Below are 19,910 nucleotides of genomic sequence, written 5' to 3' on the forward strand. Positions count from 1 at the left end.
CGGGTGGCTCCTTTCACTGGTCTCTGCACCATAAATGAGTCCATGGGGCCAGTTGAAACGAGTAGTCCTGCGTCGGATATGTTGCCGGGAAACAGGGACAATCGGGTGTTATTTTCACCATTTTGCTTTGATACCAAACACCTCTAATATTTCTTTGGTGTCTTTTTTAATTCTGATTATTCTATCTTCAATTCTTAATACTTCTGTCCCTACTTTTGGTTCAATTTGATACTCCTCAATATTTATTTCACTCTTCTTTCCAATTATATATATCCTGTCATCTATAACTTCACCTTTGACCAACTTTTTTTGCCATCCCGGAGGCAACTCTCCAGTTCTTTCATATTTTTTCTGCAAACCTGGTGGTATTTTCTTGTCTTTCTTTTCATTTTTTGCAACAGCCGGAGAGCACAAGAATAATATAATTAAAACAGCTAGTATCTTTTTCATTTGTACCTCAGTCTACTTATTGATTCTCATAATGTTTAAATAACCGACGAATTTCAGCGAAATCAAGCAAAACGAATTAAAGCACTATTGAACACCTGGTTTCATCTAAAATTTAATGCCGACCTCCAGGCATTATCCAACCTCAATTATATAGCATTCCAGGGTGTGCAACTGTAACAGTCGAGTAACCGACACTGGAACACACTATGCTGTACAGGTTACCAGCCTTTTACATTTAACCTTGTTCATCATTTTCTCTTATGTGCATGATGTTTAAAAAATAGTGGTGTCGGTATCTGGAAATTCAACTCCTTGTAGTTGTTATTCTGATCATAATTATGATTGTACTAATTGTGACGGCCAATGTACAGGAAACCAGAATACATTCATCACAGGTGTTTGATAAGTATAAATTAAATCAATCATAATTCCTACTGGCTTCTCCCACAAGCACACATTCCATGGGGGAAATGGCAGCATGATTTTACCCATAGGGTCACTTTATGCTAGTGCAATATACTCTTTTACAAAAAGTGACAAACAGCACATAGTATATCTTTAGGATCGGTAATTCAGCGGTGAGAAATGATGCATTATCCGGTTACAGTCTGGTTATACCGCAGTGTCATTAGACATAGGCAACGACTACCCCAACCTATTAGTGATGGATATACAGCCAGATATGTCAATACTTTCTCGCAAATACGTTCATACCTGATAATCATCGAAGGTTCACCTGATTGTAAAACCAAAGTGTCATGATGGGGCCTGCCTAAGTTTTTTCAGTGAGGGACCGGGATCACCTGCAAATGACATTTCTTAAAAGACATGAGTGACAATGAATAAGGAAGCTATCATCAACAAACTGGATCATCTTGTAATTGCAGCAAAGTCGCTTGAACAAGGTGTTGCGTATGTAGAAGAAACACTTGGAGTTACCATTCCTTTCGGTGGTATACATCCGCAAATGGGAACCCATAACCATCTTGCTTCATTAGGCACGGATAGTTTCCTGGAAATCATTGCAATCAACCCAAACGCTGAACCGCCACGACGTCCCAGGTGGTTCGACCTTGATAACCCGTTGATGATTAAGAGCCTTCAGAGAAGTCCCCGGCTGATAGGCTGGGTGGCAAATACGAACAATATCAAAGAAGTTCTGGCACACAGCAGGTGTTCCTTCGGTACACCGGAAACACTACAAAGGGACCACCTTTCCTGGCAATTTGGCCTGCCCGCCGACGGCCGACTTCTGGCCGGTGGTTTTCTCCCTTATCTTATCCAGTGGCCGTCAAAGACACACCCGGCAGCAGACATGTATGATGTCGGTCTGCATCTCAAGTCACTCACCTGTCACCATACCAACCCTGCGTGGCTGAAATCGATGCTCTCTTCTATTGGCGCTGATGGATTGATCCGGATAAAACAAGCTTCCTGCTCAAAAAGTTCTACATTGTCTGCTCAATTCAAAACGCCATCGGGGGAAGTTACCCTGCATTCATTAGAACAATAGGATTTTCTACATTTGCTCCTTTCGGGCCTTAAGTGTATTCGATCCCCGGGTAACCGTAGCGATGCCAACACCTAGTTTCTCGGCAATCTGACGTTGCGGCACCCCTTGCTCCAGCATCTGGAAGATCTGCAACCGGTTCGCAACATCAACCAGTTCACTTGAAGTGAGAAGCTCACGCAGCGCTTTTTCCATATCTTTCTCACTCTTCTGCGCAAGCAAATGATTGACTAATTCTGAAATGTAATTTACCTTTGCATCCATGTACTAGTACACTAGTACGATATTTATTTTTATCAACATTTTTCTCGTCGTGCCCTGTTCGCTACCGGCTGCGTCCACGACGTCAACAGTCGTCGTGGAGGCCCACCCATCCCGATGTTTCAGGATTTACTGCAATACATTTTTTCCGGCCTGACGAGCGGTGCCATCTATGCGCTGATCGCCCTCGGGTTCTGCGTGGTGAACAACACCATGGGCATTGTAAATTTCGTTCAGGTCGATTTTGTGACCCTGGGCGGCATGCTGATGTTCTCCTGCCTCTTTGCAGCCGGGTTACCCATGGTTCCCGGCCTGCTCCTCGCCATTGCCGGTGTCGCCATCGTGGCCATGATCGTCGAACGTTTCGGGTTGCGCCCCGCCCGCTCTAATCACCATCTAGTGCTTATCTTTCTTACCGTCGGTTTGTCGATCATATTGCGTGGAGTCATAAAACTCATCTGGGGGACCAACAGAATGGCCCTCCCACCCCTGACGCCGGACCGGCCAATCAACATCTTCGGTGCAAGCGTCTTACCTCAGGCCCTGTGGATACTGTTGCTGACCCTTGTCGCCATCGTCCTGCTCATCTGGTTTTTCTACCGGACATCACTGGGGCTCTCCATGCGTGCCGTAGCCTCTAACCCTACAGCCGCTGCTGTGGTCGGCATCCCTGCAGGCCGTATCCGCTTAACCAGTTACGGTATAGCAGGTGCACTCGGTGGGCTTGCAGGTGTACTTGTGACCCCGATCACAACACTCAATTACGATGTTGGCGTACTCCTTGGCTTAAAAGGTTTCGCTGCTGCCATTCTTGGTGGTTTCGGCTCATTTCCCGGCGCTGTCATCGGCGGATTAGGACTGGGGTTACTCGAATCATTATCGGCAGGATATATATCCAGCGCCTATAAGGATGTAGTTGCTTTTGTCATACTTTTACTCGTACTTTTTATTCGCCCCAAAGGCATATTAGGAAAATAATACACTACCTACCCCTAAGGACAACATGACCAAAGAACTTATGATGGGTAACGATGCAATTGGCCGCGGTCTTATCGAAGCCGGTTGCCAGGTTGCCGCAGCCTATCCAGGAACCCCATCCACAGAAATTCTGCAGAGTATTATAAACCGGAAAGACCAGGCAAAAAGCCCGCTTCATGTCGAATGGTCGGTCAATGAAAAAATCGCCTTCGAGGTTGCCCTTGCCGCAAGTTATACCGGTAAACGATCTGTCGCCGTTATGAAACAGGTTGGACTCAACGTCGCTGCAGATCCTTTTATGCGTACGGCCTATCTTGGTGTGAAAGGCGGTATGCTCACAGTAGTAGCAGACGACCCTGGCCCCCACAGCTCACAGAATGAACAGGATACCAGGCTATTCTGCCTGCAGGGGAGAGTACCAGTTATTGATCCTGCCAGCCCTGCTGAGGCAAAGGCCCTGATTGAACCGGCTTATCAATTGTCGGAACAATATGAGATGAATATCGTGCTTCGCCCAACGACAAGGGTCTGTCACTCACGTCAAAGCGTTGAACTGGAAGCACCCGTAACGCTTGATCGTAAATCCACCTTCGAGCCGGATACCGGGCGCTGGTGTGCAACCCCTGCCTTTTTACCGGCGATTCACAAAAACCTGAATGCCAAGCTTGAACAGATTGCCAAAGAAGCTGACTGGCAACCACGATTTGCCAAAGGAGACGGCAGACGCCCGAAAACAGCGCTCATCGCCTCTGGAATAGCCTATGCAAACCTGGTGGATCTTCTCGACGAATTGGGACTTACAGGGACCATCGACCTGTACCAGGTGGTTCTGGTGTATCCGCTCAATCCCGATTTTATTAACCACCTGCGCGATACCTACGAGAGCATACTCATTCTCGAAGAGACCTATCCTGTCCTGGAGATGCAACTCGCCCATCCGGGAGCTCACGGTAAACAGTCAGGTGCCCTTCCCAAAGAGGGTGAATTGTCTCCGGACAGGTTATACACTGCCCTCACCAACTTCCTTGGTCTGGAAGCAGAGGAAATCGCACCCCCTGCAGGGAAGGGGCAACGCCCTTCCCTTTGTCCCGGATGCCCACACCGAACAGCTTTTTACTCCATCAAGAAATGTTTCCCGGATGGCATTTTCCCTTCGGATATCGGCTGTTACACCCTGGGTATGAATCTGGCCGCGGTGCATACCGTACATTGCATGGGAGCCTGCATCAGTCAGGGTGCCGGCTTTTACCAGTCGTATAAGCAGGACGGCGGTGAAATTCCCACCGTGGTTGTCACTATTGGAGACTCAACCTTTTTCCATGCTGGCATCCCTGCACTCATTAACGCCGTTTTCCAGGATGCCCGGATCATCGTCGTTATTCTCGATAACGCCACTACCGCCATGACCGGGGGGCAACCAGTACCCCACATGGGCATAGCTGCGGGTGGCAGAGAAACAAAAGCCATCGCCATTGAACCCCTGGTTCAGGCCTGCGGTGTTGATTTTATTGAGAGCTGCGATCCTTATGATCAGGATCGTTTTGAAAATCTGCTGAAAAATGCAGACGCCCATACCCGCAAAGAAGACGGCGGTGTTGCTGTGCTGATCTCCCGCCACGGGTGCCTGATGGATCCCGCCGTGCGCAAGAGCCAGGATAGACCGGCCGTAACCATCAGTGATGAATGTATCGGCTGCGGCCAGTGCGTTGAAGAGTTTGAATGCCCTGCTCTTTCCATGGATGAAGGCAATGACATTGCGAGAGTCGACACCGATCGCTGCCACGGCTGCGGCACCTGCATCGCCATCTGCCCGGTAGAGGCAATTATTGAGGAGGACAAGTAATGAAACAGCAGATAGTCGTCAGTGGTATTGGTGGACAGGGTGTGCTGTTTCTTACCCGTGTCATAGCCCAGGTTGCAGTTGATCGTGGAATACCAGTTCTCACATCTGAGAGTCATGGCATGGCTCAACGTGGAGGCACAGTCCTGTCAACTCTGAAAATCGGAAACTTTGCGGCACCCCTTATCAGAACAGGCCAGGCGGATGTAGCTCTAGTACTGTGGGATGCTAACCTTAAGGTGCACAGATCTCTGGTCAAAAAGGATGGCACACTCATTATTAATTCCGCAACTGCCGGAGAGGGAGAACGCATAGACGGATCCGAAATTGCCAGGGGCATCGGCAAGGCCGTTCTCGCCAACCTTGTTCTGCTTGGAAGGGCGGTTCATAAAGAAGCACTCTTTTGTACCAGGGAAGAGTGCATAAACGCCATTACCAAACTGGCACCGCCCAAATTTATTGGGCAGAACCTTGCAGCTTTTGAAAGCGGACTAAAATAATATGATGTCCGCACGCGATAAGTTCCTCTATTTCATCTTCCTGCACCGGACAGGTCTCACCGTAACCCTGTTGACCTCCCTGCTGGTGCTCTTCCCACTTTTTGAGGACAATCCTTACACCCTTGGAATAACAAACCTTATCGCGATCAACACCATTGTGGTACTTGGGCTCAATCTCTTTATCGGCTACGCCGGCCAAATCTCACTTGGCCACGCCGCATTTTTTGCTCTTGGTGCCTATGGCTCAGCTATAACGACAGGAACCTATGAGCTGTCACCCTGGCCATCCATGATACTGGTTGCCTTTGCGGTTGGCAGTATCGCCCTCATTATTGGCATTCCCGTCCTGCGACTCACCGGTCATTACCTGGCCATGGCCACCCTCGGTTTTAACTTTGTTGTCCACAGCATCCTCCTGGAGTGGGATACGGTTACCGGTGGTCCCAGCGGGTTTTCCGGTATTCCTTCTCTTGGTTTCGGCGGGTTCTACTTCGACGATGAAGTACGTTTACATTACCTGCTCTGGGGCATAACCATGGCCTGCCTGCTGCTCTGCCTCAATCTGGTGCGAAGCGGGGTCGGCCGTGGACTATCTGCTCTTGCCGAAGACGAAACCGCCGCTGCATCCCTCGGTGTGAATACCAAAAATGCCAAGGTAAAGGTGTTTGTGCTCTCCGCCGTCATGGCTTCGCTGGCCGGCAGCCTCTTTGCCCACTGCTACTCATTTATCAGTCCGGATTCATTTGGCATTTTTGTCTCTGCTGACCTGGTTATCATGGTTGTAATCGGCGGAATGGGCTCTATCTGGGGCTCCCTCTTCGGAGCTGGCCTCATAACCCTGCTCCCCGAATGGATGGATCTGTTCGAGACCTACAAGGACTTTGTCCATGGAGGTATTCTGGTATTGGTTTTGATGTTCCTGCCACAGGGACTGGTCTCCGGCATTATCGACATCATAAAGGTCCGTTGGGCATTGCGGAGGCGCAACGATGTTACTGCTTGAATCGGTCTGTAAAAACTTTGGCGGCTTGCCGGCCTTAAGCGAGGTGAGCTTTCATGTCCCGAAAGGCCAACTTACTGCCCTGATCGGACCGAACGGTGCAGGCAAGTCGACACTGATAAACTGCATTACCGGTGTATTACCTGCCACCAGCGGTTCTATCCTCTTTAACAGTCAGGAAATATCAGGACTGCAAGCCCATGAAATCAGTCGCCTGGGCATCAGCCGGACGTTCCAGAACCTGCGCCTGTTCGACCGGCTCAATGTACTTGATAACGTGATGACAGGACTTACCTGTAAGGCAGGCAGCTCCATGGTCATGGCTATGCTTCGCCTCCCGTACCTTCGTCATCGAGAACGACAGCTCAGGCTGCAATCCCTTGAAGCACTCGACAGGTTCGGCCTTGAAAGTAAAAAAAGCTGGCCTGCCGAGATCCTTGCCTATGGAGATAAAAAACGTGTTGAACTCGCCAGGGCTACAGTTGGGAAACCAAACCTGCTCCTCCTTGATGAACCGGTTGCCGGTCTCAACAGCGAGGAGACGGGCGCTGTGGGAGAACAGTTGAAACTTCTCAGGCGTGCCGGTCACACCATCCTGCTGGTCGAACACGATATGGAGCTGGTTATGGAGATTGCCGACAAGGTGGTGGTACTCGACAGCGGCCGTTGCATAGCCACCGGCACCCCCGATGACGTACGGCGAAATCCATTGGTTTTAGAAGCCTACCTTGGACGGATGGAGGCCACTGCCTGATGCTGGACATCAAAAATCTCACGGCCCATTATGGCGCGGCCCAAGCCCTTTTCGGCATAGACCTGAACATAGAAGGGGGACAGACTGTGGCACTTGTCGGTGCAAATGGCGCAGGAAAATCAACCCTTCTTAAATGCATCATGGGCCTCGAAACTCCTTCAGGCGGTACTATCACCCTGAATGGAAAAGATATAACCCGAGGCACTCCGGCCCGCATGGTGCGACTTGGTGTCTCTCTCTCACCGGAAGGCCGGGAAGTGTTCAGCGACCTCTCGGTGTACGAAAATCTTCAGTTAGGGGCCATCCCCCTTAATCTCTCAACGATTGAGGAGACAAAACGAATAGAAGAGGTATACGAGAGGTTCCCAAAACTATCGGAGCGAAAAGACCAGCAGGCAGGAACCCTCTCCGGCGGTGAACAGCAGATGCTGGCCATGGGCCGCGCTTTGATGGCAAAACCAAGCTTGTTACTGCTTGATGAACCAAGCCTCGGACTTGCCCCGCTCATCATGGACGACATCTTTGCCATTATCCGCCAACTCGCCAGAAGCGGCACAACCATCCTGCTTGTCGAGCAGAATGCGGCCAGGGCTCTTTCCGCTTCCGACAAGGCCTACCTTCTTGCAAACGGCAAAATAATAGAACAGGGAAAAAGCTCGCGCCTGCTCAACGACCCTGTTCTTCGTGCGGCATTCCTTGGTGCCGCAAGTGACGAAAATCCTGCAGCCAGCCGACTTGGTGCGGCGGGTCTTACCAATATACGTCTGGAGAAACCATTGATGCACACACACGATTTTATGCCATCCTTCAAGGACGAAGGGGAACTGAAACTCCACCAGCTTGAGGGGCTGAAATGGACGGTTGCCCACGCCTACGAAGGGTCGGCCCATTACCGCGAAAAATTTGACCAAACCGGTATCAAACCCCATTCGATCAACTCTCTTGAAGATATTCAAAAGCTCCCCTTTACCACCGCTGAAGATCTTCGAACCGGGTACCCTTTTCCGCTTCGCTCTGTTCCTTATGAACAGATAGTTCGGGTACACGCCAGCTCCGGGACAACAGGCAAGCGCAAGGTGCTCTGTTATACCCAGAAAGACCTTGACGACTGGACCGGCTTTTTTGCCCGTTGCTACCAGATGGCCGGCATCACACAACTTGATCGTGTTCAGGTCGCGGTTGGGTATGGTGTCTGGACAGCAGGTATGGGCTTCCAGCTCGGGTGTGAAAAAATAGGGGCCCTGGCTGTGCCCATTGGGCCCGGCAATATCGATATGCAGATACAGTTCCTGCTTGATTTTCAATCCACCGTGTTCTGCTCCACCGCCTCCATGGCCTTGCTGATGGCTGAGGAAATCCACCAGAGGGGTATAGCCGATAAAATCAATGTTCAGAAGATTATCTACGGCTCAGAACGTTCCAGCCGCTCCATGCGTCAAAAAATATCCGATCTTTTTGGCGGTGCCGAGCTCTTTGATATCACCGGGCTGACCGAGCTGTATGGTCCCGGCACAGGCATAGAATGTTCCGACCACGATTGCATCCATTACTGGGGTGATTATTACATCCTCGAAATACTTGATCCCGAGACACTGCAGCCAGTACCGGACGGAGAATGGGGAGAGATGGTGGTCACCACCCTCTGCAAGGAAGGTGCACCTCTGATTCGCTACCGCACCCGTGATATCACGAGGATTATTCCCGGTCCATGTACCTGCGGTTCAATTCTACCACGACATTCACGTATCAGAGGACGCTCGGACGATACTATCAAGTTCAGGGGTGTAAATATCTATCCTTCAGGTATAGACACCATACTTTCAGCCGTTCCCGGTCTTGGTTCTGAATACCAGATTCATCTCAACAGGGACGAAGCGGAGCGGGATCATATGAAACTTGTGGTCGAACGGGCAGAAGGTGTTGACGGGTCCAGGTCCCCCGAACTCATTCACGAGGTCAGCCACCAGGTCAAGAAACAACTCCTGGTCTCCGTGCAAACGGAACTCGTCGATTATGGTTCACTTCCGCGCTCCGAAAGGAAAAGCCAGCGTGTTTTTGATAACAGGATTCAAGACGAAATCGTTTAAACCTAAAGGAGGAGAAAAAAGCATGAAAAAGCTACTCACCGCATTGATACTCACCGCAATGCTCGCACCGGCAGCCTACGCTTCAGATACCATCAAGCTGGGAGCCTTCTTCGACCTGTCCGGCCGTGCTGCTTTTATCGGCACACCAACCAAACTTGTTGCGGAAATGGTTGTTGAGAAGATTAACAGCGAAGGCGGCATCAACGGCAAGAAGATTGAACTGGTCATTGCCGACACTGAAGCCAACCCTGCAAAAACCGCTTCCATCGCCAAGAAATTCATCCATAAGGATGGCGTTGTGGCCATAATCGGACCGACCTTGACGGACACCGGCATGAATGTCAAAAAGGTCGTCGACAAGGGGCAGACCCCCACCTTTATGACCGTTGGCGGCGACCCCGTTATTATGGGCGGCAAGTTCGGACCGTTCAAGTATGTCTTTAAATCGCCGCAGCGTTCAAGTATTGCTGTTAAAAGACTCTTTATTTATCTGCAGGAAAAAGGGATTTCCAAGGTAGCTCTGCTTTCAGCAGCCGACGGTTTTGGTAAAGACGGTGGACGCTGGATGGAAAAACTTGCACCGGAATATGGTATCGAGATCATTGCCCGGGAATCGTTCGGTACCCGTGATACCGATATGACCGCCCAGCTCACCAAGGTCAAGAACGCCTCTCCCCAGGCTATCATCGCCTGGACCATCGGACCCGCAGGGTCTATCATCGCCAAGAACAAGGCACAGCTCGGTATTGACCTGCCGCTGTTTCAGTGCCATGGTCTGCCCGATCCCAAATATATTGAGCTCGCAGGCGCAGCCAGCGAAGGCGACCGCATGCCTGCAACAAAGTTGATGGTAGCCGACGAACTGGCGGACGATGACCCACAGAAACCCGTTATCCTGGAGTTTATCAAGCTCTATAAAGAGAAAGGATACGACAAGAAATTCCCGATCAACACCCATTCCGGTTATGCCTGGGATGCCATCATGATGGTTGCAGGTGCCATTGAAAAAGTTGGGACCGACAAGGATGCCTTACGAAACGAGATCGAAGCCACTAAAAACTATGTCGGTATCTCCGGAACCTATAACATCACCCCGGAAGACCATAATGGGCTCGATGTGGATTCCATGGTCATGGTGCAGGTAAAGGATGGCAGGTTCACCATGGCTGAGTGACATGTACCATCTGCCGAAGGGGTCAGGCTTAAGCCTGACCCCCGATTGCAATCAAATACAAAAAAGTCCCTGACCGATACGAATCGGTCAGGGACTTTTTTCTTTAAAAAACAAAGCCCGATGGGATCACCCACCCCATGGCATCTCCGTGTATTCCTGGTAGACTTTGTCGTGAAGCTCCTTAAAAAAGGACTCGTGTCCCCTTTCCCATTTGGCGAGCTTGTTGAGTGCCTCCTTACCTTTACCTTCAGCCTGCCCGGCAGCTCTCTCGTAAAACTCCGAGAGATCTTTCTCTATCAGGTACGCTGTCCGCAGGACGGCAACATCCGGGATCATTGATTCAATCAAGGTCTGGTCGAGAAGTTCTTCCTTGGCCTTTCCCTCAAACCAGTCGTCTTCCTCGAGAGCCTCACTTACCTTGTTCACCTGGTCGTCGAGGTCATTAAGCAGACCATTAATGTATTCTATATGTTTGAGCTCTTCATCCGCAAGCCTCTGGAAGACACCCTTTACCGCGGCGTGGCCTGACTTATCAGCATTACTCTTAAAAAACTGGTACCCTTCTTTTTCCCGCTGGAGGGCATACTCGTAAATCTTTTGCAAGTTCATCCAACCACCTCCTGATATGTCCGCAACAAAGTTATTACAACCCGTTAGTGATTAATTATTTCTGCAATATTACACTCAGCCTATCCTATTTACGAGTCGGAATCCATCATAAAGTTGCAGATGGTCCCTCCCATCATAAAACTTCTCTTCCGACATCGGTTCCACCACCACATTGTGATACATGTTTTTACAAAAATGAATAATAAATAAAATTGATACTAACCAATTGAACATACAAAACAAATGGTTATGCAATCCGTTTCTCTTCAAATCACGATTCCAAGACTACCCAACAGGCCCAACCCAATAAAAAATCACTTATATCATACAATATCAGAAACTTGAGCCAATCAGCAAACATCGAAAACGGTTATCATTATTTCTGATATAGACAATCAAACTGATTTGACTTTAAATTTCAGACCCGGTAAATTGATACCGTAACGCGCGATGAAATAAGGACTTATTACGAACAATCCTTTCCCAATACACTGAACATGCGGGTGGTCTCTTCCTCACCGAGGCTACTGCAGCAGACAAAGGGCGAGTAATGGACCTTCAGCATCACTCCAGCGCATCTTGGCACACCTTCCTTTGGGCTCAGCCGGCTCGCCCGGCGGTTCACCGCACTCCTGAACAGGGCCTGCGCTATTACTTCACCCCTCCTATTTACCTGACAATACAGAGTTTTTTTATCCCCTGGCACCCCGATTCATCTCTACACGTTGTTTTTCGGTCACGATATTCGGCTAGTCGAGCAAACGATTCATTCATCCAGGAGAAGACATGGAAGACGTTCAAGAAACCACAACTACCACTCCATCCGCTAACGGATACAGCGTCATAGCCGAGATCGACCCCCCCAAGGGAGCCAATCTCGATTCATTTATTACATCCGCCCGGCAAATACGGGGTATGGTCCATTCCATTCGGGTAACGGACAGTGAACACGCCATTATGCGGATGTCACCGCTGGCTCCCTGTCTCGCCTTAAAGGAAAACAAAATCGACCCTGTCATGGTAATCAACGGCAGGGACAGAAACAAGATCTCCTTTCAGGCCGATCTGCTTGGAGCCGCATCGCTCGGCATTACGGATATTCTACTGAAAGAAGGTCATGATCCGGCGGTAGGGGACCAACCGGTAGTCGGTACCAGCGGAGACCTTAATCTCATGACCATGTTCAAATGCCTGGCAGCACTTAACGATGGCAGCGACCTGGCAGGCGAACCACTGGAAGGCAAGACTGATTTCCGCTACGGTGTCTCCCTGGACCTTACCGACGATGCGACCGAGAACAGGAGACTTGCTGATTCTTTTGATGAGATGGCGGATATGGGGGTAAGTTCTGTTTCGCTTGGCCCAACTTACGACCTCAATATACTCGAAACATTTCTACCTGCTGCCGAGCGCACCGGACTCAAACTCTACACCTCGATTATCTACCTGAAATCGGTAGCCATGATCCGTTACCTCAATAACTTGCCTGGCACACCGGCAATACCACAGGAATTCCTCAAAAAAATGATGACTTATCCAGTCAAGAAGGACGGTGGGATGCAACTCGCGGCTGACCTTTTCAGTGACCTGAAAGAAATCGGTGACGGTACCGTTTTGCTCGCCATTGGCTGGGGAGACAGGCTCGCTGAATTTCTTAAAATGATCGACCAGTAATACTTCAATATGCCGACCGTGACCAATAACCATAAAGACCAGGGCATACCTGATAACCGTAAGATCACAGGGTATCTCTACCAGATATTAGAAGAGACCCCCAACGGTGTCATGGTCGTGAACCTCAATCACGAAATTGTATTTGCCAACCCTGCTGCCGGAACGTTTCTCGATTATCCTTACGAGAAACTGGTTTCGAGCTCAATTAAGGAACTGCTCTCGCCAAGACATGAGACATTGTTCGACCTCATTGACGACTCCCTTCAATCTGCCCAGGAAAAAACCCAGTCACGCTTTCGTCAGGAAATAGACCGTAAATCAGGCAATAATGATAAACGAATACTAGATGTCGCCTTTGTTTACCCCGCCTCCCGGCCGGACTACTACATCCTCTACCTGATAGACATAACCCACCTGAAATTGCTTGAGCAGGAACTGCGCAGAAGAAACGTCTTCTTCCACAACCTTATTGACTCTTCGGTCGACGGCATTATCGCAGCAGACATGAAGGGGAACCTCATCCTCTTCAATCAGGGAGCCCAATCGTTGCTCGGCTATACCGAACAGGAGACACTTTCCGGCTTTCATGTGACCCGGCTGTACAAGGAAGGCATCGCCTACGAAGTTATCAAACGCATGCGAAGTGACAACTATGGGGGAAAAGGTAAGCTGCGACACCAGGAACTGTCCGTCATTCATAAGACCGGGCAGTTAATACCAGTCAGTTTCTCAGGTGGCATCATCTACGACAGAGAGCAGGAAATCGCAACATACGGCATTTTCACCGATCTTCGGGCCATGCAGAAAATCGAAGAAGACCTGGAGCAGACCCACCAGATGCTGATGCAATCTGAAAAAATGGCCGGACTGGGCAGGCTCGCCGCCGGTGTCGCCCACGAGATTAACAACCCGATGTCCGGCATAATGCTTTATGCCAATATGGCCCTTGAGGACCTCGGTGAAGATCACCCGATACAGGAAGACTTACGAACTATCATCAGGGAAGCGGAAAGATGTAAGGTCATTGTCGCCGACCTGCTTGAATTCTCGCACCAGACCAGCTACGAGATGGAGCTGATAAACCTCAACGACATCATCCAGAAAACGTTGGGAGTCCTCAAGAATCAGCCGATATTTCACAATATCGACGTGCGGCTTCAACTCGACAACCAACTGGCCCTCATTTTCGGCAATGCCATCCGTCTCAATCAGGTCATGATGAACATCATCGTTAATGGTGTCCAGGTGATGGATAAGGGGGGGACACTTACTATCACCAGCCGAAACAGGGCCAATAACGAGCTTGCTGAGATACTTATAACGGATACCGGTCCGGGGATCCAGGCCGATAACAAAGAGAAGATTTTCGATCCGTTCTACACAACCAAAAAGCCGGGAGAAGGCACAGGACTCGGCCTCTCCGTATCGTATGCAATTGTAAAGGAACATAAGGGAACCATTCGCGTTGCGGAATCATCCGCCTCCGGAACAACTTTCGCGCTCCGTTTTCCTGCAGTTCCGGAAATTCCCGCTGGAGAAGAACATGAATAGCACCGCAATTTCACCGGTCAAGGGCAACAGGAAACTCCTTCGTAAACTTGAGGAACAAAAGGTCGATGTGCAGTCCTGCTACCAATGCGGCCGCTGCTCATCAGGCTGCCCGGTAGCGGAGTTTTTCGACCTGAAGACCATGGAGGTTGTTCGGCTCGCAGCATACGGCATGGAGGAGCCCCTGCTTGCCAGCAATACCATCTGGTTGTGTGCGGCCTGCGACACTTGCGCCACGAGGTGCCCCAATGATATCAACATAACCAGGTTGATGGACATCCTGCGTGAGCTTGCCCTGCGCAAAGGAGTGGTTCCTGCCCAGCCGCGAATCCCGCAGTTTCATCTCTCCTTTCTGGAGTCAGTGAAACGTTGGGGCCGCACATACGAGATAGGTATGCTGGGTGCATATAAGATACGTTCCGGCGATCTGATGGGCGACATGAAGCTTGGCATGTCGATGTTTTCGAAAGGTAAGCTCAGCCTCTTCCCGCACTCGATCGATGGAAAATCCGATATCAAGGAGATATTCGAAGGCAAAGGAAAGGAGTATGAACGATGAAAATGGCATACTACCCCGGTTGCTCGCTTTCCAGCAGCGCCCGTGACTATAATGAAACGATTGTTGAAATTTGCACCTTCCTCGATATTGAACTGATCGAAATAGCTGACTGGAATTGCTGTGGAGCCTCGTCAGCCCACATGACCAACCAGGAAGTAGCCATGCGGCTTCCCATGCGTAATCTCGAACTGGTCGGTGACAGGGAGGAGGATATCCTGGTACCCTGTCCCGCCTGTTACCAGCGATTAAAAGCTGCGGACAAGGCGTTAAAGGAAGATTGCTATTATTGGGATGTCAACCACTACGAACCGAAATTCGAGCTTCTCCATATCTCTTCGTTCCTGTCCCGCCCTGAGGTGCTGGAACGTATCCGCAGCAATGTAAAAAAGACAGTTGAAGACCTTAACGTGGCCTGTTATTACGGTTGTCTCTCCCTTCGTCCGCCACATATTACCGATGCCCCCGATCACGAGATGCCGACCACCCTTGAGGATATCGTCACGGCCGTAGGGGCCTCCCCGGTCAATTGGTCGCACAGGACTGAATGTTGCTCCGGAAGCCTGACCATGACACGACCCGATATCGCCGAAAAACTTGTTGGTGACATCGTGGAAGCCGCCAAACGCGGTAATGCTACAGCCATGGTGACAGATTGCCCCATGTGCCAGGCCAATGTTGAGAGCAGGCAACTCGGAGTATCGGACAGCTACCTGCCGGTCTATTACGCTACCGAACTTATTATTGCAGCCTTGCGTGGCGAATATCCGAGCAAACAGCAAAACCTGCACCTGGTTCCGGCCAGTATACTTGAACAGCATCTTTCCGAAGCCAAAATTATCAGGGAGGACGGTTCATGAGTCTTACCGAACACATTGTCGATAACAAATCGAAACAACCGACAGGCGGTGTGCTTGTCATCGGCGGTGGTATCAGCGGCATGCAGTCGGCACTTGATCTCGCAGAAAGCGGTTTCAAGGTCTATCTGGTGGAGAGTTCACCGGCCATCGGGGGCAAGATGGCCCAGTTGGATAAGACCTTTCCGACCAACGACTGCTCCATGTGTATCGTATCACCCAAACTGGTAGAGGTTGGTCGACACAAGAATATTGAGCTCTTAACCCATTCCGAGTTGGTCGGATTCAGCGGTACGGAAGGCAACTTCACCGCCAGAATCAGTTGTCGTGCCCGCTATGTCGATATTGCGAAATGTACAGGCTGCGGTTTGTGCGAGCTGAACTGCCCGGTAACCTTCCAGTCATTTTTCCCTGAAATCGAAAACGAAGAGAAGAAGGGGAAATTTCCAAAGGCCAAGATAAAATCCGTAATCACCGGCAACTCTCCCCCAACCCCACTCAATACTTGCGGCTGGACCTTTACGGTAGATCAGGAGGCCTGCGGCAAGTGTGGACTCTGTTATAAGGCTTGTCTCCAGAATGCTATAACCTGGGAAAAAAAAGCCGTTGCGGTCATTGATCAGGAAAAATGCACCAGTTGCAGCGCCTGCTTCAGTGCCTGCCCTGCCAAATTTTCCGCGATTACTATTACCAATGCCCCGGACCTTGACAAATCGATGGGTGCCGCACTGGTAGCCCGGTCAGAAGCCATACGCAAGGATCGAGGTGATACTCGCCACGACAGTTGTATCCGGTGCGGTCTCTGTACCCTTATGTGCAAGGAGGTCATGGGCATTAACGCGCTGAAGATTCACGAAAACGGGATTGAAGCGGGTGTCGATATCTGCCAGGTCTGTGGCTCCTGTATCTCAGTATGTCCCGTTGATTATCTGTCTATCGATGCAGTAAGCAACAGGCAGGCAACTCCCCTGCTTGATGAATTCAACGAAGGACTAGGCGGACGCAAACCTGTCAACATCCACTATCCCCAGGCTGTACCCCGCGTGCCGACAATAGATGCGAAGAGCTGCATCCACCTCAATACCGGCAACTGCGGTCTCTGCGCCTCCATCTGCGGAGTCGGCGCCATCGACTATGAAGACAGGGTCATTGAAAAAACTATCGCGGTCGGATCGGTGATATATTCTCCGGGATTCGAGGTGTCGGATCCGAAACTGCGGCGTGAATTCGGTTACGGCGATTACGCCAACGTTGTTACCAGTATTGAATTCGAGCGTTTACTTTCCGCCTCCGGTCCTACATCTGGCACAGTCCAAAGACCTGGTGACGGAGGTCACCCCAAAAAAATTGCCTGGATACAGTGTGTCGGTTCCCGGGATCACTCCTGTTCCCGGGAATACTGTTCTTCCGTCTGTTGCATGTACGCCACCAAAGAGGCGTACATCGCACGTGAGCATGATAAAGAGATCGAGCCAACCATTTTCTATATCGATATGCGTTCGTTCGGCAAGAATTTCGATGATTATGTCACCCGCGCCAAGGAAAACAACGTACGCTATATTCGCGGCATGATCAGCCGGGTGTTCGAAGACCCGCAGACCGGCAACCTCGAATTACGCTATCTTGACGAAGAGGGCAACAGGCAGCAGGAACTTTTTGACATGGTGGTGCTCTCGGTTGGTATCCAGATAAGTGAATCGAGCAAAAAGATGGCAGGGCTGCTCCAAATACAGACCGACAGCTACGGATTTGCAGTCACCGATACCTTCAAGCCACTGGCTGCCTCAAGATCCGGAATATTCGTGAGTGGTGCCTTTAATGGGCCTAAGGATATTCCGGAAACAGTCAGCGAGGCATCCGGTGCGGCCGAGGCCGCTTCCGCTTCCCTGGCCACGGTACGCAACAGTCTCATTACCCAGGAAGTACTACCCGAAGAACTGGTACCACCAGCCGAAGATGGGTTGCGTATTGGTGTATTTATCTGTCACTGCGGTACCAATATCGCCTCCGTTGTCGATGTCGAGGCGGTTATGCAATACGCCAGCACCCTGCCCAATGTGGTTTATGTAGATAAACCTCTCTACACCTGCTCGCAGGATGCTCAGGAGAGGATGCGGGAGATCATTAAAGAAAACAGGCTTAACCGCATCATCGTTTCCGCCTGTTCGCCCACGACCCATGAACCACTTTTCATGTCAACACTCAGGCAGGCAGGTTTGAATAAGTACTTTTTCGACATGGCCAATATCCGGGATCAATGCAGTTGGGTCCATCCAAACGATCCGGACAAGGCCACAGAAAAGGCCAAACGGCTGACCAAAATGGCTATTGCCAATGCAAGCAAAGCAGAACCGCTGCATGAAATGGAATTTGATGTGGATACAAGGCTGCTCGTTATCGGCGGCGGTATCGCCGGAATGACAGCAGCGCTTGAAGCAGCCTTCCAGGGCTGCAACGTTTTCCTGATAGAACGGGAGCCGATACTGGGCGGTAATCTTAACACTCTCCGCCGAACGACCGCCGGTGAGCCTGTCCAAAACTATATTGGTCAACTGATTCGCGAGGTTGAACAGCACGAGAGGATAAAGGTTTACACCAGTTCCGCAGTAGTGGAACATTCCGGTTTTGTCGGCTGTTTTGAAACAGAAATTATCACTCCTGCGGGCGCTCCCCGAACCCTCAAGCACGGAGCAGTCATCCTGACCACCGGTGCTGAGGAGAACAGACCAGACCTCTATAATCTCGGTACTGCAGAAAATGTCATGACCCAATCCGAATTCGAACGGATGATGGCCGACGATCCTGAACTTGTATCCAGGTTCCGGAGTATCACGATGATCCAGTGTGTCGGCTCCAGGGACCCGGATTATCAGGATTACTGCTCACGCGTCTGCTGCAACCAGGCGGTGAAAAACAGCCTCACCCTAAAAGCTCTTAACCCCGAATGCAGGATAGACATATTGTACCGCGACATGCGTTGCTATGGGCTCTCTGAACTCGATTATCGCAGGGCACGGCAGAGCGGTGTCAATTTCATCCGCTACGATTTAGAAAACAACATGCCTCAATGCAGTTTTGAAGATGAATGTATCGACATCAGTCTGTACGACCCTTCAATCCGCATGGATATCAACCTCTCAACCGACCTGCTGGTGCTTTCCACAGGACTGAAACCGAGGGAAACGGATGAGCTCTCATCCATGCTGCGTTGCACCCGAAACCGACACGGTTTCTTTATCGAGGCCCATGCCAAGCTGCGCCCCGTCGATCTGCCAGGAGAAGGACTTTTTATGGCAGGTACGGCACACGGCCCGAAAAACATACCTGAAACCATCTCACAGGCCCAGGCCTCTGTTGCCAGGGCCATGACCATCCTTACCCAGGCCAAGCTCACCATGTCGGCGGTGGTGTCCAGGGTCGAGCCTCAAAATTGTGCGGTCTGCCTGACCTGTGTCCGAGCCTGTCCGTATGGTGTTCCATTTATTAATGAGGAACACACCGCCGAAATCAACCCGGCCCTCTGCCAGGGGTGCGGCATCTGCGTTGCAGAATGCCCCGCTAAGACAATTTACCTCGGTAGATATAACGACGCCAACCTGTTTGCCAAAATTCACCCGGAAGACACACAACAGGCTGACATGAAGGAGGAAGTGCAATGACAGAAACAGTTGACAACAAGATCGTCGCCTTCGCCTGCCGTCATTGAGCGTATTCAGCTGCGGACCTGGCAGGTTCGGAACGACGACCATACCCTCCATCCATCTCTATTGTCATGCTGCCCTGTACAGGCAGGATCGAGGAAGCAGTGATTCTGCAAGCTTTTGAGGGGGGCGCAGACGGTGTAATGGTCATCGGCTGCCTTGAAGGGGATTGCCACTATATAAACGGCAACCTCCGCGCCAAGGCGAGAGTAGAGAGAGTTATAAAAATTCTTGATGATATAAACATGGGTGGCGAGCGGTTACGTATGTATAACCTCAGCGCCGGAGAAGGTGCTAAATTTGCCGCCTATGCCAACGAGTTCGCCGATCATATCGATGAACTCGGCCCGAGCAGGATTAACCAGATACGCAACCCGCAAACAAAACCCGTTCCTCAGGAGGCATAACGCA

Annotated in this window: 17 protein-coding genes; 14 read left to right on the plus strand and 3 right to left on the minus strand. The window is 50.5% G+C overall.

What is annotated here, in order from left to right:
- Positions 1-114: 114 nt before the first annotated feature.
- Complete coding sequence (locus GA520_RS11700; protein WP_163339911.1) at positions 115-450, minus strand: hypothetical protein; 336 nt, start codon at positions 448-450, stop codon at positions 115-117.
- Positions 451-1,288: 838 nt separating this feature from the next.
- Between GA520_RS11700 and GA520_RS11705 the strand changes: the two genes are divergently transcribed.
- A complete protein-coding gene (locus tag GA520_RS11705) occupies positions 1,289-1,963 on the plus strand; it encodes a VOC family protein (protein ID WP_163339910.1) in 675 nt (224 codons plus the stop codon).
- 6 nt (positions 1,964-1,969) lie between these two features.
- Here the strand turns inward: GA520_RS11705 and GA520_RS11710 are convergent, their stop codons facing one another.
- On the minus strand, positions 1,970-2,155 hold the full coding sequence (locus tag GA520_RS11710) for a Trp family transcriptional regulator (protein ID WP_240910236.1): 186 nt from the start codon (positions 2,153-2,155) through the stop codon (positions 1,970-1,972).
- A 183-nt stretch (positions 2,156-2,338) separates the two neighbouring features.
- On the opposite strand from GA520_RS11710, the gene GA520_RS11715 reads away from it, so the two are divergent.
- Genes GA520_RS11715 through GA520_RS11745 form a run of 7 tightly spaced genes read left to right on the plus strand, consistent with a single transcriptional unit; the run spans position 2,339 to position 10,554 of the window.
- Complete coding sequence (locus GA520_RS11715; RefSeq protein WP_163339908.1) at positions 2,339-3,199, plus strand: branched-chain amino acid ABC transporter permease; 861 nt, start codon at positions 2,339-2,341, stop codon at positions 3,197-3,199.
- Between the two features lie 25 nt (positions 3,200-3,224).
- On the plus strand, positions 3,225-5,042 hold the full coding sequence (locus GA520_RS11720) for a thiamine pyrophosphate-dependent enzyme (protein WP_163339907.1): 1,818 nt from the start codon (positions 3,225-3,227) through the stop codon (positions 5,040-5,042).
- A complete protein-coding gene (locus GA520_RS11725) occupies positions 5,042-5,539 on the plus strand; it encodes a 2-oxoacid:acceptor oxidoreductase family protein (RefSeq protein WP_163339906.1) in 498 nt (165 codons plus the stop codon). The genes GA520_RS11720 and GA520_RS11725 overlap by 1 nt, the downstream gene beginning before the upstream one ends.
- A gap of 1 nt (position 5,540) precedes the next feature.
- A complete protein-coding gene (locus GA520_RS11730; protein ID WP_205749374.1) occupies positions 5,541-6,542 on the plus strand; it encodes a branched-chain amino acid ABC transporter permease in 1,002 nt (333 codons plus the stop codon).
- Entirely contained in the window at positions 6,529-7,293 is a 765-nt protein-coding gene (locus GA520_RS11735) for an ABC transporter ATP-binding protein (RefSeq protein ID WP_163339905.1), read from the plus strand. The genes GA520_RS11730 and GA520_RS11735 overlap by 14 nt, the downstream gene beginning before the upstream one ends.
- Positions 7,293-9,380, plus strand: a complete 2,088-nt coding sequence (locus tag GA520_RS11740) for an ATP-binding cassette domain-containing protein (RefSeq protein ID WP_163339904.1) — start codon at positions 7,293-7,295, stop codon at positions 9,378-9,380. The genes GA520_RS11735 and GA520_RS11740 overlap by 1 nt, the downstream gene beginning before the upstream one ends.
- 22 nt (positions 9,381-9,402) lie before the next feature.
- Complete coding sequence (locus GA520_RS11745) at positions 9,403-10,554, plus strand: ABC transporter substrate-binding protein (protein WP_163339903.1); 1,152 nt, start codon at positions 9,403-9,405, stop codon at positions 10,552-10,554.
- Positions 10,555-10,680: 126 nt separating this feature from the next.
- Here the strand turns inward: GA520_RS11745 and GA520_RS11750 are convergent, their stop codons facing one another.
- Complete coding sequence (locus GA520_RS11750) at positions 10,681-11,163, minus strand: ferritin family protein (RefSeq protein WP_163339902.1); 483 nt, start codon at positions 11,161-11,163, stop codon at positions 10,681-10,683.
- A gap of 786 nt (positions 11,164-11,949) precedes the next feature.
- On the opposite strand from GA520_RS11750, the gene GA520_RS11755 reads away from it, so the two are divergent.
- From GA520_RS11755 to GA520_RS11780, 6 genes are read left to right on the plus strand one after another with little or no spacing between them, the layout of a single operon-like run.
- Positions 11,950-12,837, plus strand: coding sequence for a methylenetetrahydrofolate reductase (locus GA520_RS11755; RefSeq protein WP_163339901.1), 888 nt, complete (start codon positions 11,950-11,952; stop codon positions 12,835-12,837).
- A 9-nt stretch (positions 12,838-12,846) separates the two neighbouring features.
- Positions 12,847-14,388 (plus strand): PAS domain S-box protein, encoded by a 1,542-nt coding sequence (locus GA520_RS11760; protein ID WP_163339900.1) that lies wholly within the window; start codon positions 12,847-12,849, stop codon positions 14,386-14,388.
- A complete protein-coding gene (locus tag GA520_RS11765; RefSeq protein ID WP_163339899.1) occupies positions 14,381-14,944 on the plus strand; it encodes a 4Fe-4S dicluster domain-containing protein in 564 nt (187 codons plus the stop codon). The genes GA520_RS11760 and GA520_RS11765 overlap by 8 nt, the downstream gene beginning before the upstream one ends.
- Positions 14,941-15,801 (plus strand): CoB--CoM heterodisulfide reductase iron-sulfur subunit B family protein, encoded by an 861-nt coding sequence (locus GA520_RS11770; RefSeq protein ID WP_163339898.1) that lies wholly within the window; start codon positions 14,941-14,943, stop codon positions 15,799-15,801. The genes GA520_RS11765 and GA520_RS11770 overlap by 4 nt, the downstream gene beginning before the upstream one ends.
- Positions 15,798-19,457 (plus strand): 4Fe-4S binding protein, encoded by a 3,660-nt coding sequence (locus GA520_RS11775; protein ID WP_163339897.1) that lies wholly within the window; start codon positions 15,798-15,800, stop codon positions 19,455-19,457. The genes GA520_RS11770 and GA520_RS11775 overlap by 4 nt, the downstream gene beginning before the upstream one ends.
- Positions 19,454-19,906 carry a hydrogenase iron-sulfur subunit gene (locus GA520_RS11780; RefSeq protein WP_163339896.1) on the plus strand — a complete coding sequence of 151 codons (453 nt, stop codon included), beginning with the start codon at positions 19,454-19,456 and terminating at the stop codon, positions 19,904-19,906. The genes GA520_RS11775 and GA520_RS11780 overlap by 4 nt, the downstream gene beginning before the upstream one ends.
- Positions 19,907-19,910: the final 4 nt, after the last annotated feature.

Source organism: Desulfopila sp. IMCC35008 (assembly GCF_010646885.2).
In the GTDB taxonomy this organism is placed as follows: Bacteria; Desulfobacterota; Desulfobulbia; order Desulfobulbales; family Desulfocapsaceae; genus Desulfopila.